Genomic DNA, 15586 nt, shown 5'->3' with positions numbered 1-15586 from the left:
TGCTTAATTCCTCTTATACGTTCTCGCCACGAGCACGGATATCAACAAGAACAGCATCGATGCCTTTCTTATCAATGATTCGCATACCCTTAGCGGTTAGACGTAGTTTAACAAAGCGTTTTTCGCTTTCTACCCAGAAACGATGAGTTTGTAGGTTCGGCAGAAAACGACGCTTAGTAGCATTTCGTGCGTGTGAACGGTTGTTACCCGTTACAGGACGCTTACCAGTTACTTGGCATACTCGGGACATGAATGTCTCTCCAAATCGTTTCAGCTCGATATCAACCTTGGCGGCCGAACCTCAAGTTTAGAGGTAAAGAACCGTTATGGAAAACCCATACAAGGCTATCAAAGGTCGCGCATTATACTAACTTGATGTGCATTGCTCAAGACCCGAACAGATCCTTTTTTAGGATTTGGTGATCTTTTTTTGCACTGAGCTGATATTAGTTGCAAATTTAGTGCGCGAATAATAGCAGAAAAAACGCAAAACAAAAGTCTTCTCTTTGAGTAATTACTATAAAAGTTCTTTTCATCTATCTAGACGGTTAAATCCAGCCCCGCTCCGCAAACGAGACAACCTCACCATCACCCACAACAAAATGATCGAGCACATTCATATCCACTAGATTTAGCGCCTCTTGCAAGCGTCGGGTAATTCTGCGATCAGCCTGACTAGGTTCAGCGATACCAGACGGGTGGTTGTGTGCCAGTATCAGTGCCGCGGCATTGTAATGCAGGGCTCGCTTAACCACCTCTCTTGGGTAAACGCTAGCAGCGTCTATTGTACCTTCAAATAAGACTTCATCTTGAATAACCCGATGCTGGCTATCTAGAAATAGTACATAAAAAGCTTCACGGTGGCGGTCCCTCAGCATGGTCATCAGGTAATGCTTGGTCAACATAGGGCTGGTAAGCGAATCTCCTCGTTGCAATCTTTCCGACAAATATCGACTCGACATCTCTAGTACGGCTTGTAACTGAACATACTTTGCGACGCCTAGCCCTTTATGCTGGCAAAACTGCGCTTGCGACGCCATGAACAATGCTCTGAGCGACCCAAAATCTTTAATTAACATATCAGCCAACGCGATTACGTTCATGCCTGGCGTTCCGGTGCGTAGAAATATGGCCAATAATTCAGCATCACTCAGCGACTCAGCTCCGCGATGCAGCAGTTTCTCTCTTGGCATAGATTCAGTAGGTAATTGCTTTAAAGACACAAGAATTCACTCTGTTGCTGATAGGAGATCTATTTCTGATAATAAAGCGCAATTGACACAAGCAGCGTTGACGACAATACGACTCAAAGCAAAAGATTGTGTAAGAACGCTGCTTATTACTAGCTAAATAACGGGACCTTTTCGCCCTGTCCTAGCGCGTTGCGGTCGCATTTGATATCTTAGCGGCAGCTAAATTGAAGGAATCTGTCATGCAAACCTTGTCTGGTAAAAAGATTTTGCTCGGGATCAGTGGTGGCATTGCCGCATATAAATGCGCAGAGCTCACTCGCCGACTTTCTGAGCGCGGTGCTCAAGTTCAAGTCGTAATGACCAAAGCAGCGAAAGAGTTTATCACCCCACTTACAATGCAAGCCGTCTCTGGTCGACCTGTGTCCGACAGTTTATTGGATCCTGCTGCAGAGGCCTCTATGGGGCATATTGAGCTCGCGAAGTGGGCTGACCTTGTATTGCTTGCTCCAGCAACCGCCGATCTTATTGCAAGAACCAGTGCTGGTATGGGCAATGATCTGCTCACCACTCTGCTATTAGCTACGGAGGCTCCTATTGCGATTGCACCAGCAATGAACCAACAGATGTACCGCAATATTGCTACCCAGGAGAACCTCTCTACTTTGCGCCGCAGAGGGATGTTAATTTGGGGCCCAGCCTCAGGTGAGCAAGCTTGTGGCGATGTTGGCTTAGGTCGCATGCTCGAACCCATGGATCTCGTTGCTCGTTGCGAGCAATACTTTCAACCAAAAGCGCTACAGGGTAAATCGATATTAATTACCGCAGGCCCTACCCAGGAAGCCATCGATCCGGTGCGTTACATCAGTAATCACAGCTCTGGTAAGATGGGGTATGCATTAGCCAATGTCGCCCAGAAAATGGGCGCTCGTGTTACGCTCGTCTCCGGTCCTGTGGCATTGACACCACCACAAGGCGTGGAAACTCTCTCAGTAAAAAGTGCTGAGGAGATGCTCGATGTCGTTATGGCTAACGTCACACAACATGATATTTTTATTGGTTGTGCTGCCGTGGCCGATTACAAACCCGCCAATATTGCCGAACAGAAGATCAAAAAAATGGCTGGCCACGAGGTGATGAATATCACCATGGTGAAGAACCCAGACATCATTGCCACTGTCGCTAAACTCGATGAAGGACGGCCTTTTACTGTCGGCTTTGCTGCTGAGACCCAAGATGTCGAAAGCTATGCCAAAGGAAAACTGGCTAACAAGAACCTTGATATGATTTGCGCCAACGATGTTTCCGATACCACTATTGGCTTTAACAGCAATGACAATGCGATTACCCTTTATTGGCCTGACGGAAGTCTGCCTTTGGGCACCGCAAGTAAATCGGCGCTCGCCCATGAGATTTTGTCTGAAATTCAGCAGCAATTAGAGAAAAATGCCGTAAAGTAATAGGTAATATTTGTAATCAAGGTCAATCATTTATACCGTTTGGCTACGCTCTAACATGGGAGTTAGGTACACTGAGACCCACAGTTGGGTCCATCTGCCTCGCTAGGCTGACTCCCCCCGTTTGAGTAGGTTGTAATCACAAGGAACCTCGTTTATGTCCGGCACGAGAAAGTCGAACCGAAAAGAAGAAATACTTCAAGCATTGGCACACATGCTTGAGTCCAATGAAGGCACATCTCGCATTACTACTGCGAAGCTGGCCAAACAGGTCGGAGTTTCCGAAGCGGCGCTCTATCGCCACTTCCCTAGCAAAGCACGCATGTTTGAAGGCCTTATCGAGTTTATTGAAGAGTCTCTCATGTCTCGAATCAATCGTATTCTCGATGAAGAAAAAGACACTCTAATGCGTATTCAAATGGTTCTTCATCTGATTTTGGCATTTTCCGAGCGAAATCCGGGTCTCAGTCGTATACTGTCAGGTCACGCTCTCATGTTTGAGAATGAACGATTACGAGAACGAATCAATCAGCTCTACGAAAGAATTGAGACATCGTTGCGTCAAATCTTGCGTGAGCGTAAATTGCGCGAAGGTAAATCTTTCCCTGTGGATGAAAAGATCTTGGCGGCTCAGTTACTTGGTCAAGTGGAGGGCAGCTTAAACCGATTCGTCCGCTCTGACTTTAAATATCAACCCACATCAAACTTCGAAGAGTATTGGGCACTGCTGAGTGCACAAATTCAATAAAGATTATGAGTAAAGAATTAAAACCCCAGTTTTCAGTTTCCCTGCTTCATCCTAAATACTGGGGTGTATGGCTTGGCTTTGGTTTATTGGCTCTGCTTGTCAATTTACTGCCTTATCCAGCGCTTCTAAAAATTGGCCGTTCCATCGGTAAGTTTGGTATGAAATTTGGTGAGAAACGCGCCCATATCGCTCGTCGTAACCTTGAGCTATGTTTCCCAGAAAAATCCGCTGATGACAATAACGCTTTTGTTGAAGAAAATTTTAAAAACTCAGGCATGGCACTGATTGAAACTGGCATTACCTGGTTTTGGCCTACCTGGCGCTTTAAAAAGATTCTCGTGGCTAAAAACTTGTCTGCGCTCGAACAGCACCAAGCGGATAACAAAGGGGTATTGCTGTGCTGTGTACACGCACTCAATTTGGAGATCACGGCACGCGCTTTCGCGGTCCTTGGATTACCTGGCTATGGCGCTTATCGACCACACAGTAACCCTGCTTATGAATTCATTCAATTCCGAGGCCGTACTCGCAATGGTAACCAGCTGATCTACCGTACTGATCTCAAGCAGATGATCCGGGTTATGCGTAAAGGGCATCGCTTATTTTACCTGCCGGATCAAGACTATGGCCACAACAAGTCAGTTTTTGTGCCTTTCTTCGCCGAGCAACAAGCCTGTACTACCACAGGAACCAGTATTCTGGCGTATACCAGCAAATGCGCGATAGTACCGGGGTCGGGGTTCCGCACCGCCGAAGGGAAGTATGAAATCATTGCTGATCAGTCCATCGAAGACAAGTACCCTCAAAAAGACGAGGTAGCTGCAGCCGCGTATATGAATAAATACGTAGAACAGATTATACTGCGCGCACCCGAACAGTGGATGTGGTTACACAAGCGCTTCAAGTCTCTTCCCGACAAAGCACTAACTGACTCCCGCTACCAGTAATCTTATTAGTAGGTCACCATGAGTAACCAAAACAACACCGACAAGCACCTTTATGACCCAAAATTTCAATGGGCCTTTTTGCATCCGAAGCATTGGGGGACTTGGCTAGGCATTTTATTTGCAGCATTACTGGCATTCATGCCTCCAAAATGGCGCGACAGCTTTGCACGTTATGTCTCGACGTTTATTGTCAAAAAAAATGGTCGTGTTGTTCGTCGAGCAAGGGTTAATCTAGAAAAGTGTTTTCCTGAGAAATCACCGCAAGAAATCCAACATATCGTTGAAGAGACCTTTGCCAAAGCTGCCCAGTATATGCTCGGCTATTCTGAGTTTTTAATTCGCTCGACTAAACACAACCAAAAACGCGGTGTAATGATTGGGGAAAACAATCTATTGCCACTGCTCGACGCTGGCGAAAATGTGATCATTCTTGCGCCCCACGCATGGGCTGTAGATTATCCTGCGGTGATGCTAGCAGCTCAAGGTTATAAAGTATCGACCATTATGAAGCCTCAGAATAACCCCATTGGTGACTGGCTGATGCATGTACAACGTATGCAATATGGTGGCCGTATTTTCGCACGTAGTGCCGGGATCAAGCCGTTTGTTCGCGCGATCAAAGATGGTTATATCGGTTATTGGTTACCCGATGAAGACCATGGGCCACAAAACTCCGTCTTCGTTCCTTTCTTTGCGACAGAGAAAGCCACCCTGAAAGGATTTGGAAAAATGGCGCGATTGTCAAAATCCAAAGTAGTTCCCGTACTTCCGGCCTACAATGACAAAACCTGCCGCTACGAAGTGCATATTTTGCCTGCATTGGAGCAGTTTCCGTCAGGTGATGAGGAACAAGATGCCCGAGCGATGAATCACGCCATCGAACAATTGCTGCACGACAAACCAGAGCAATACATGTGGAACCTCTATCTACTCGAAACACAGCGAGACGGTTCGCGCATCTATCAATAACAAAAAAACGAGCGCCAAGGTGCTCGTTTTTTTTAATGGCTATAACCAAACCACTATATGGCCTGACACTTTTCACAAAAGAAGGTATTGCGCTGGCCAATCTTCATCTCAGAGATAACCTGTCCACAGACCTTGCACGGCTCTCCGGCCCGACCATAAACCAACAGTTCCTGAGCAAAGTACCCCGGCTTGCCGTCGGCTTGCGAAAAATCCTTTAGCGTCGTGCCCCCTTGCTCAATCGCACGAGTCAGCACCAGCTTGATTTCAGATACCAAACGACGCCACTGCTTTGCTGACAATTGCCCCGCCGGTTTTTTCGGATGAATTTGCGCCGAGAAAAGCGATTCACTGGCGTATATATTACCCACTCCGACCACATGGGCGTTATTCATGATAAAGGTTTTGACCGCCACACTTTTATTACGAGCACGCTGCGCCATCCAATCGGCATCAAAATCATCACTGAGTGGTTCGGGACCACAATTGTCAATCACTTGATGAGATTCCCCTGGTGGACACCACAACCAGGCTCCGAAGCGTCGCGGGTCGTTGTATCGCAGCACTTTGCCATTGGATAATATGAGGTCAACGTGATCGTGCTTTTCGGCTGCAGGTGCATTTTCCAATACACGCAGTGAGCCTGACATGCCTAAATGAATAATGGCGGTACCTGCGTCGGTATCAATGAGTAAATATTTCGCTCTGCGCCGCACCGAAGTAATCACCTGCCCTTCTAATTGATGCAATTCATCGGGGATCAACCAACGCAACTGTCGTTGGCGAACGGTAATTCTGTCAATTTTTTGATGCATGAGGTGAGGTGAGATCCCCATGCGGCTGACTTCTACTTCAGGCAATTCAGGCATAATATCTTCACTACTAATTTGGATTGGGAAACAGGTAATTGCTCTCAAATGACACCGCTACCCATTGTTTTTCATAGCTGGAAAACAACCAGAAGTCGTTCGTTTGATACGCTGTAATACGTTGTGGCTCTTCCGTCGCTTGATACCAGACCTCAATAGTGACCGGTGCTGGTAAGGTTGGCTTTAAACGACTAAAAAGCTCATTCGACACTGATGTTCCTTTTAGGGACACCCAGCGCGCAACCAATTCTTCTCCTACCAGCTCAAGAGCCTTATTACTGCGCCACTGTGTTGATGACAGCGTCAGTGAAACCTTTGGTAAATGCAACTGAGTGACTCGTAGCTTAGGATCGAGAATAAAAGAGCTAGCCGCTTGTTCTTCCGGAAGCAAATATTGCTTAATCAGCGATGGGGCTGACATCACTAGGATAAAGCCCATCACCGCAAAAATAAGCACCGTATTCCAACGTCGTCGAGACAGTCGTAAGCGAGACAGCATAATCAATAACTCGAGTTAGTTAAGCTTGTTGTGATCGTCTTTGCCATCTTTGCGCTCATACTCACCTTCAAAGGTATCCCCTTTATCTTGATGTGATTGAAAAGGGTCTTGTTGAAATGGATCTTGACCGTGGAAGTGATGATTCTGGAAATTGCCAGACATATTACTGACCACAACCTTACTCATTAAGTAACGAGCAATAGCAGCACGGGGAGCAGGTAATAGTACCAGCATACCGAGCGCATCCGTCATAAATCCAGGAGTCAACAAGAGCACGCCTGACACTGCCAGCATGACACCCTCTAAGATTTGCTGTGCTGGCATTTCACCTTGCTGTAAACGTTGTTGTACCGTCATTAACGTACGCAACCCCTGACTACGCACTAAAGAGGCTCCGACAAACGCGGTAACTAGTACCAACGCGATAGTAGGCCACAATCCTAAAAACCCACCCACTTGAATAAAAAGGCCAATTTCGACAATTGGTACGAAAATAAATAGAAGCAATAATATAGGGAACACAGTTCCTCCTTGATCGAAAGCCACGAATTCCAGATGGCTCAAACGACATTCATTCTTGGTAAGGCCATAAGTAGCTGATTTTGTCAGTGTACGCTCAATAGTGTTAAAAGCTCAAACGATTGTCTCATATTGATAATTGACCTCTCAATATTGATTTACTAAACAATAGATAGCAGCACATTTTATCTCGCTATCACTCTCCCGATATTCTCCATTGCAATTTGTAAAGATTTGCTAAAAATAGTGATCTGGCTACTATTTTTATGTGCTACTTTCAGTAATATAGACCCTGTAAGTCAGGACACACTATTTAGCCAATAATTCTGACGAATGGATTCTTAAAGCAGATATGGCCCCGAATTATCGTTTTTTAATAGAATAATTATCTAAGGATCCAACCTATGGCTACTCCCCCTTGTGCACCTATTGCAGCCAATCAAGCCACACGCATTGAAGAAGATCTATTAGGCCAACGTCATGTTCCAGCAGACGCGTATTATGGCATTCATACTTTACGCGCTATCGAGAATTTCAATATTTCAAGCAGCACTATTTCCGATGTCCCTGAATTCATTCGAGGGATGGTGATGACAAAAAAAGCAGCCACCTTAGCCAACCGAGAGTTGGGAGTGCTACCAAAAGATATCGCCAAGTACATAATTGAAGCTTGTGACGTGATCTTAGAAACGGGCAAATGCATGGACCAATTCCCATCGGATGTTTTTCAAGGCGGTGCTGGCACATCAGTCAACATGAACACCAATGAAGTGATTGCCAATGTCGCTCTTGAGCTAATGGGCAAGGAAAAAGGCCAATACCAATTTATCAACCCAAACGATCACGTCAATAAAAGTCAGTCCACCAACTGCGCCTACCCTACAGGCTTTCGCATTGCGGTTTACAACAGCGTGTGTCAGTTAGTTGAATCAATCGAATACCTAAAAGGGGCATTTGAGGCCAAAAGCCAAGAATTTTCGACGGTTCTTAAAATGGGTAGAACACAGCTTCAAGACGCTGTTCCTATGACGGTGGGCCAGGAGTTTCGCGCTTGGGCCGTCACTCTTAATGAAGAGATCCGTAACCTCGATTACACATCCAAACTTTTGTTAGAGGTTAACCTTGGTGCAACTGCAATTGGCACAGGCTTGAATGCGGCTGAGGGTTACCAAGATCTGGCGGTGAAGCATCTGGCAAAGGTGACAGGCTTACCTTGCGTACCTGCTGAAGATTTGATTGAAGCAACGTCAGACTGCGGTGCTTACGTCATGACGCACGGCGCACTCAAGCGCCTGGCGGTTAAACTGTCCAAGATTTGTAATGACTTACGGCTACTTTCGTCAGGTCCTCGCGCAGGCCTAAATGAACTTAACTTACCAGAGCTACAAGCAGGTTCGTCTATCATGCCAGCAAAAGTAAACCCTGTTGTTCCTGAAGTGGTCAATCAGGTTTGTTTTAAAGTACTGGGGAATGACAATACTGTCTCTTTCGCTGCAGAAGGTGGGCAACTGCAATTAAATGTCATGGAACCCGTTATTGCTCAAAGCATGTTTGAGTCGATGGAGATTCTCAATAACGCCTGTATTAACCTTCGCGATAAGTGTATTGATGGCATCACTGTTAATAAAGAAATTTGTGAAGGCCATGTCTTCAACTCCATCGGTATTGTCACTTACCTCAACCCCTACATTGGCCATCATGAAGGTGATGTCGTCGGTAAGATATGCGCGGAAACGGGGAAAAGTGTTCGAGAGGTGGTACTTGAGAGAGGGCTTTTGTCTGAAGGTGAGTTAGATGACATATTCTCGGTGGACAATCTCATGAAACCTCAGTATAAAGCCAAGCGCTACGAATAAACTAAAAAGGCTCCCGTCTAGGGAGCCTTTTTAGTGATTTATATGACGAGTTAACAGTTTTGCAAAATAATATTTTAATCATGACTTATTTTAACGAGTAAGCTTACAACGCTTACAAAATCGAAACACTCTACGAGGAAATACTATGATAGCTATAGAGCTCGCTGTCGTTTTGCTCTTTATTTTTATTGGGGCACGTATTGGCGGAATTGGCATTGGCTTTGCCGGTGGTGCTGGGGTCATTGTTCTATCTCTGGGCTTGGGCGTACCAACTAGCCAAGCCTTTATTCCTGTTGATGTGATTCTCATCATTATGTCTGTCATTACCGCGATCGCTGCTATGCAGGTCGCTGGTGGTATGGATTGGTTGGTGCAAGTGGCAGAAAGCTTTTTGCGTAAGCACCCTGAGCGCATTACTTTCTATGCCCCTATTGTCACCTTCTTTATGACGCTGATGGCGGGAACCGGCCACACGGCGTTTTCGACACTGCCTGTGATTGCAGAGGTTGCTAAAGGCCAGGGCGTTAGACCATCTCGCCCGCTTTCAATCGCTGTTGTTGCGTCTCAAATAGCGATTACGGCCTCCCCTATTTCGGCGGCGGTCGTTGCCTTTGCAGCAATGCTAGCCCCTATGGGTGTTGATTACTTAACGCTACTTGCCGTGTGCATCCCGACTACCTTTATTGCTTGTATGGTCGGAGCATTCGTTGCCAACTTTATGGGGCGTGAATTGGCAGATGATCCAATCTACCAAGAACGCCTCGAGCAAGGGCTGATCAAACTTAATACCGAGCAAAAACGTGAGATCTTGCCGACGGCGAAAACGGCCACCTATATTTTCCTAGGCGCGATCGCATTCGTGGTTTGTTACGCTGCGGCTATTTCAGGTTCCATCGGTTTAATCGAAAATCCAGCACTGGGTCGTAATGAGGCGATCATGACAGTGATGTTGGCCGCTGCCGCCGCAATCACTATGGTCACGCAAATCGATGCATCACAGATCCCTTCAGCCGCGACTTTCCGATCTGGTATGACAGCTTGCGTTTGCGTACTGGGTGTCGCTTGGTTAGGTTCTACTTTCGTCAACTCTCATGTTGATGAGATTAAAGATGTCGCTGGCGCTTTATTGTCTGACTATCCTTGGATGCTCGCTCTGGTACTCTTCTTTGCTTCCATGTTGTTGTATTCTCAAGGCGCTACCACGGTTGCTCTCATGCCTGCTGCTCTGGCGATTGGCGTCGCTCCTCTTACCGCTGTCGCATCGTTTGCTGCAGTCAGTGCATTGTTTGTACTACCAACCTACCCAACGCTACTTGCTGCTGTAGAGATGGACGATACGGGCTCAACGCGTATTGGCCGCTACGTTTTCAATCACCCATTCTTTATTCCAGGCGTGGTGACGATTTCGACGTCTGTGGCATTGGGCTTTGCTTTCGGTGGCCTACTGATCGGATAAGCATCGTGCGACTTTCCGTGTTGAACTCAAAGAGCTGCTGATTTAGCAGCTCTTTTTTTGGTTTGTATTGAAACAAAACTTCCCATCATCCTGTCTTAGGTTAAGATGAGTCTTAGATGTTTCACTAGGACGTTCCGGTTCTTTCGATCAAAAGCTGATAATAAAATGATGCGCACCGTAGTAAAATTAGTTCTTCTCTCGTTAACATTCATGTCCTGGTCTAGCTTCGCCCTCTTTGGCCAAGCTGAGTCCAACAGCGCCTTTACGCCAAGCAGCGCCAACACATTTGTACCTGTCGATGAAGCTTTCCCACTCAATTACTATCAGCAAGGCAACAAAGTCTTTATCGATTGGCAAGTCAAAGAGCAATACTACCTCTATCAGGAACGCATCTCGATATCCGCTGAGAATGTGTCACTTGGCGAAATACAGATGGAAGACGGTACACCTTATCAAGATGAGTTTTTTGGCGACGTCAACATTTACACCCAACCTCTTTTTGTTGAAGTTCCTTTGAGTGACTATCAATCGGGTGCGAGACTTATCGTTCAATATCAAGGTTGTGCTAAAGCTGGATTTTGCTACCCACCAGAAACACGCATTATTGATATCGCACCGTTTTCATTCACTCATCCTTCCTCTCCTAGCAATACAGTCACTTCTCCAGAAAGCACCGTACAGCCAGCAATCAGTGCGCCAACATCGAACAGCAGTGGCAATGACCTTGCCAATCAGCTCGACGAAACATGGTGGACACCATTACTGTTTCTTATACTCGGTATTGGCCTTGCGTTTACCCCTTGCGTGCTGCCGATGTACCCCATTTTGACCAGTATCGTGCTCGGCGGCGGAAAGCGGACTCAAAGACAAGCTCTCGGTTTATCATTCATTTACGTTCAAGGAATGGCATTAACCTACACCTTGTTAGGCCTGATCGTCGCTTCTGCTGGTATGCAATTTCAAGCGGCAATGCAACACCCTTATGTATTGTTGTCTTTGAGCATATTGTTTGTCGCTCTCGCTCTTTCCATGTTTGGTGCGTTTACCCTTCAGCTACCAAGTTCATTACAGACTTGGCTCAACAACCTTAGCAATAAGCAAAAAGGGGGCAGTTTGCTTGGGGTGTTTTTGATGGGAGCCATTTCTGGCCTAGTATGCTCTCCGTGCACTACGGCACCGCTTTCTGGCGCGCTTTTGTATGTCGCGCAAAGTGGCAACTTGCTAACCGGTGGACTGGCTCTCTACTCACTGGCTATCGGCATGGGGATCCCACTCATTGCTGCCGCCGTATTCGGTAATCACTTACTGCCAAAAGCAGGTGGCTGGATGAATCGCGTGAAAGTTCTTTTTGGATTCGTGCTGTTGGCTGCGCCACTGTTTTTGCTTGAACGAATTATTCCTGAATTTTGGGCGACAATACTATGGTCACTGTTGGGGTTAACGGCCTTTGGATGGTTGTACCATCAAAAGAATACCTTACCGTTTGGTGGCTGGAAGCAAAGTTTTGTGGGTATCGTGGCGATACTGGGATTATTGGCATCAGCGCAACCGGCGCTCAATTACTGGTTTTCTGACAGCGCAAACAATGTCATAAAGGAATCACGCATTGAGTTTATCGCCATCAACAATATTGAGGAGCTTAACCAACAGTTAGTACTGGCCAAACAAGCCGGAAAACCAGTGATGTTAGATTTCTATGCTGATTGGTGTGTGGCCTGCAAAGAATTCGAGAAATACACTTTCCACGATAAGAGTGTCGAACCTATCCTAAAGAAATTTGTATTACTGCAAGCCGATGTGACGAAGAACCAACCTCAAGACATTCAACTGTTGCAGAGCATGAGAGTCCTTGGCCTTCCAACTATCGAGTTTTGGGATAGTCAGGGTGAACCTCAACCTCAAGCTCGCCTGACAGGCTTCGTACCCGCTGAAGATTTTGTACGTCATTTACAATCAAACAATTTGATGCAATAGAGAAAAGGCGATTCGCCTCAGACTTTTAAGCCTAGTGGGTTGTTGAAAGGCTCAATAGAACCAATAATATTAGTTAACAATACTGTAAAAAGCAGAGCCGTTATGGAACCGACCTACACCATCGTTATCGCAGATGATCACCCATTGTTCCGCAATGCCTTGTTTCAATCTGTGCACATGGCATTTAGTGGTGCAAACCTCTTAGAAGCCGACTCTTTGGAATCGTTGCTTAACTTGCTCGAAAAGAGTGAAGAACCCGATCTCATCTTGTTGGACCTCAAGATGCCCGGAGCCAATGGCATGTCTGGTCTTATCCATCTTCGAGCTGACCACCCCGAGATCCCGATCGTCGTTATTTCGGCTAGTGAAGAGCCTAGCATTGTATCTCAGGTGAAGACCCATGGGGCATTTGGCTTTATCCCAAAATCGAGTGACATGAGAGCCCTAATTGGAGCGCTCAGCCAGGTATTAGAAGGCGAACCCTATTTCCCTGTGGAACTTCTCTCTCAAAGTAGCGAGAGTCACGACCTAGCAGAGCGAATTGCGGCATTAACGCCCCAACAATATAAAGTACTAGGGATGCTTTCGGACGGTCTACTCAACAAGCAAATCGCCTATGACCTCAACGTATCGGAAGCCACGATTAAGGCCCACATGACGGCGATTTTTCGCAAGCTAGGGGTTAAAAACCGAACCCAGGCGGTAATACTTCTCAATGACGCCAACGAATAATCACGAGTGAGACTAGAGCGCCCAGCATCGCGCTCTTAATCTTTATCTTCACTTTCCGGTAAACACAGTCCTAACTTAGTCACTCTATTTTCTGCAACTTCAGCTACCACCCATTGTAGGTCGTGCCATTCAAAACTATCACCCAATACCGCTTTCTCCCCCAACTGCTGCTCAACCAAATCAGCAAGAGTCATATTTTCATGGATACTGTGAAATTCTATTCCATAAAAAAGCGAAATATCACTAAGCTTAGCGTCAATATCTAAAAAGAAATCACCAAAGAAGCGAGCGAGAGATTCATCTTCAGGCGCTTCACTAAACAATAAGCTCAACGCATCAAGATCGCGAGCTTGCCCCAGAACGCACAAGATATCATTGGCACACAACTGCATGCTTCCGGATGGATGAAGTAATTTATCTTGTCGAAACAGGGCAGCGATGCGTGTGCCTTCGGGCATTTTCAACTTTTTCAGCGGCTCGCCAACGCACCACTTTTCGGGCTTAAGTTTGTAAATAAACAACTCCCACTCACTGGTCGGAAAAATCTCAACAGCTGAGCGCGAAACCGGTTCAGGTTTCGGTGGTAGCTCCACTTTGGCCATTGCAGCGGCCTTCATCAGGGTTCCCCCTTGGACGATCAATGAGACCAGCACGACAAAAAAGGCGATATTAAAGTAAAGTTGTGAATTTGGCAGTCCTGCCATCATTGGATATACCGCGAGGATAATCGGCACCGCACCCCTGAGCCCTATCCAAGAGATGAACCACTTATCCCGAGCTCCAAAGCTCTTAAACAATGATAGCCCAAGCCATACGGCAATAGGCCTAGCGAAGAAGATCATACCAAACGCTAAGGCAAAGCCCGGAAACATAATATCGATCAAACTTGAAGGTGTGACTAACAGTCCAAGTACAATAAACATCACAATTTGACTTAGCCAGGTCATGCCGTCGAGCACGCTAAGAATAGAATGACGTGAACGTGTTGGTTTATTACCTAATATTAGCCCCACCAAATAAATAGATAGGATACCGCTGCCGCCAATATGATTAGCCAGTGCTAGCAAGGCAATACCACCACCTATCACCAATATAGAATAGAGTCCTTCATGCAGCTGGGTACGATTAACAACCTTCCATAGACCCCAGCCACCAGCAAGGCCTACTATAGTGCCGATGCCAAATTGCATCAGAAAGCTCTTTAGTAAAAATACACCGCTCAACTCAGCAGTGGAGCTCCCGAGTACAGCGATCAGGGTGACGGTTAAAAAGACCGCCATAGGGTCATTGGTCCCAGACTCTATTTCTAAGGTCGCCCCTACGCGCTCATTGAGCTGTCGCCCTTTTAGCAACGAAAACACAGCGGCTGCGTCGGTCGAGCCGACAATGGCACCAACTAGGATCCCTTGCAGCAGTTCTAAGTCAAACAACCACATGGCCATTAGCCCAGTAATTGTCGTGGTACACGCCACGCCTATTGTCGCAAGGGTAATTGAGGGCCAAAATGCAACACGAAAACTGGCTACACTAGTACGCATCCCACCATCAAGCAAAATGATCGCTAAAGCCAAATTACTGACAAGGTAAGTAATGGAGTAATTATCAAAATCGATACCACCAGGTCCATCTTCTCCAGCCAGCATACCAACGAGTAAAAACATGACTAAGATCGGGACACCGAGTCTTGCTGATACCTGACTAAAAAGAACACTGACGATAACCAATAATGCACCGGTCAAAAATAGACTATTAATCGTGTTTGCATCCACCTAGTTAGATCTCCCCTATCTATTCAGCAAAGGTCACCCCCATTAAAACATAAAGCACATGAATGAATGTGGGTAATTTGTGACAACTGTGCAAATAAAGCAGGCTTCGCAAGAGAAGGCGGCAGCCCATTGTGGCAATGACGTTAGACTTTTGGCTAATTTAACATTGAATTAACATCACACTTCAAATGCATAATCCTACTCTTTCCTTATTTTTCAACAGTTTTAGGTTTTATTTTGCTCGACTAAAGTTGCAATGAACATTGACCCACTCCTTGCTAGTGTAATAAATGAAACAACTCGTTAACAACACTCATTATAAGGAGACGGCAATGGCATTTGAAAGCGAAGATCGCGCCAAGGCCTACTGGGACAAGAACGTAAAACTGATGCTCAGCCTTCTGGCAGTCTGGTTTTTAGTATCGTTCGGCTGCGGAATATTATTTGTTGATGTTCTGAACCAAATTCAAATAGGCGGTTATAAGCTCGGGTTCTGGTTTGCTCAACAGGGGGCTATTTATGCATTTTTAGCCATCATTTTTTATTACGCGTGGAAAATGAGACAGATCGACCGCGAATTTAATGTAGACGAATAAGGAACACG

At 46.1% G+C, this 15586-nt stretch carries 15 protein-coding genes; 9 read left to right on the top strand and 6 right to left on the bottom strand.

Annotation, left to right across the window (positions count from 1 at the left end; translation table 11 throughout):
• Positions 1 to 13: 13 nt before the first annotated feature.
• The gene (gene rpmB / locus LNL84_RS14875) at positions 14 to 250 is read right to left on the bottom strand and encodes a 50S ribosomal protein L28 (RefSeq protein ID WP_004728407.1); all 237 of its coding nucleotides are present in this window, start codon (positions 248 to 250) and stop codon (positions 14 to 16) included.
• A gap of 298 nt (positions 251 to 548) precedes the next feature.
• On the bottom strand, positions 549 to 1223 hold the full coding sequence (gene radC / locus LNL84_RS14870; protein WP_244358353.1) for a RadC family protein: 675 nt from the start codon (positions 1221 to 1223) through the stop codon (positions 549 to 551).
• Positions 1224 to 1432: 209 nt separating this feature from the next.
• Here radC and coaBC point away from each other — a divergent pair, with 209 nt between their 5' ends.
• The 4 genes from coaBC to lpxM all read left to right on the top strand — a co-directional run bounded on the left by coaBC (position 1433) and on the right by lpxM (position 5311).
• Positions 1433 to 2650, top strand: coding sequence for a bifunctional phosphopantothenoylcysteine decarboxylase/phosphopantothenate--cysteine ligase CoaBC (coaBC, locus tag LNL84_RS14865; protein WP_244358352.1), 1218 nt, complete (start codon positions 1433 to 1435; stop codon positions 2648 to 2650).
• A gap of 154 nt (positions 2651 to 2804) precedes the next feature.
• Positions 2805 to 3395, top strand: coding sequence for a nucleoid occlusion factor SlmA (gene slmA, locus LNL84_RS14860; protein WP_244358351.1), 591 nt, complete (start codon positions 2805 to 2807; stop codon positions 3393 to 3395).
• Between the two features lie 5 nt (positions 3396 to 3400).
• On the top strand, positions 3401 to 4342 hold the full coding sequence (gene lpxL, locus LNL84_RS14855) for an LpxL/LpxP family Kdo(2)-lipid IV(A) lauroyl/palmitoleoyl acyltransferase (RefSeq protein WP_244358350.1): 942 nt from the start codon (positions 3401 to 3403) through the stop codon (positions 4340 to 4342).
• Positions 4343 to 4360: 18 nt separating this feature from the next.
• Complete coding sequence (lpxM, locus tag LNL84_RS14850; RefSeq protein WP_244358349.1) at positions 4361 to 5311, top strand: lauroyl-Kdo(2)-lipid IV(A) myristoyltransferase; 951 nt, start codon at positions 4361 to 4363, stop codon at positions 5309 to 5311.
• 53 nt (positions 5312 to 5364) lie between these two features.
• On the opposite strand, the gene mutM is transcribed toward lpxM, so the two are convergent.
• Genes mutM through LNL84_RS14835 form a run of 3 tightly spaced genes read right to left on the bottom strand, consistent with a single transcriptional unit; the run spans position 5365 to position 7198 of the window.
• Positions 5365 to 6177: a bifunctional DNA-formamidopyrimidine glycosylase/DNA-(apurinic or apyrimidinic site) lyase gene (gene mutM, locus LNL84_RS14845; RefSeq protein ID WP_244358348.1), complete on the bottom strand. Its 813-nt coding sequence runs from the start codon at positions 6175 to 6177 to the stop codon at positions 5365 to 5367.
• Positions 6178 to 6190: 13 nt separating this feature from the next.
• The gene (locus LNL84_RS14840; RefSeq protein ID WP_244358347.1) at positions 6191 to 6676 is read right to left on the bottom strand and encodes a hypothetical protein; all 486 of its coding nucleotides are present in this window, start codon (positions 6674 to 6676) and stop codon (positions 6191 to 6193) included.
• A 15-nt stretch (positions 6677 to 6691) separates the two neighbouring features.
• Complete coding sequence (locus tag LNL84_RS14835; RefSeq protein ID WP_244358346.1) at positions 6692 to 7198, bottom strand: FxsA family protein; 507 nt, start codon at positions 7196 to 7198, stop codon at positions 6692 to 6694.
• 401 nt (positions 7199 to 7599) lie between these two features.
• Between LNL84_RS14835 and aspA the strand changes: the two genes are divergently transcribed.
• The 4 genes from aspA to LNL84_RS14815 all read left to right on the top strand — a co-directional run bounded on the left by aspA (position 7600) and on the right by LNL84_RS14815 (position 13213).
• Positions 7600 to 9051, top strand: a complete 1452-nt coding sequence (gene aspA, locus LNL84_RS14830) for an aspartate ammonia-lyase (protein ID WP_244358345.1) — start codon at positions 7600 to 7602, stop codon at positions 9049 to 9051.
• 145 nt (positions 9052 to 9196) lie between these two features.
• Positions 9197 to 10507 carry an anaerobic C4-dicarboxylate transporter gene (locus tag LNL84_RS14825; RefSeq protein ID WP_244358344.1) on the top strand — a complete coding sequence of 437 codons (1311 nt, stop codon included), beginning with the start codon at positions 9197 to 9199 and terminating at the stop codon, positions 10505 to 10507.
• 168 nt (positions 10508 to 10675) lie between these two features.
• Positions 10676 to 12481, top strand: coding sequence for a protein-disulfide reductase DsbD (locus LNL84_RS14820; protein ID WP_279611049.1), 1806 nt, complete (start codon positions 10676 to 10678; stop codon positions 12479 to 12481).
• Positions 12482 to 12583: 102 nt separating this feature from the next.
• Positions 12584 to 13213: a response regulator transcription factor gene (locus tag LNL84_RS14815; protein ID WP_244358342.1), complete on the top strand. Its 630-nt coding sequence runs from the start codon at positions 12584 to 12586 to the stop codon at positions 13211 to 13213.
• 35 nt (positions 13214 to 13248) lie between these two features.
• Here LNL84_RS14815 and LNL84_RS14810 read toward each other — a convergent pair whose 3' ends face one another.
• Positions 13249 to 14982, bottom strand: coding sequence for a potassium/proton antiporter (locus LNL84_RS14810; RefSeq protein WP_244358341.1), 1734 nt, complete (start codon positions 14980 to 14982; stop codon positions 13249 to 13251).
• A 332-nt stretch (positions 14983 to 15314) separates the two neighbouring features.
• On the opposite strand from LNL84_RS14810, the gene LNL84_RS14805 reads away from it, so the two are divergent.
• Positions 15315 to 15578, top strand: coding sequence for a DUF4212 domain-containing protein (locus LNL84_RS14805; protein WP_244358340.1), 264 nt, complete (start codon positions 15315 to 15317; stop codon positions 15576 to 15578).
• Positions 15579 to 15586 lie beyond the last annotated feature (8 nt).

This window comes from Vibrio gelatinilyticus, from assembly GCF_022836845.1.
Lineage (GTDB): Bacteria > Pseudomonadota > Gammaproteobacteria > Enterobacterales > Vibrionaceae > Vibrio > Vibrio gelatinilyticus.
The sequence above is the reverse complement of the archived record's forward strand: the minus strand, read 5'-3'. Positions and strand labels throughout refer to the sequence as shown.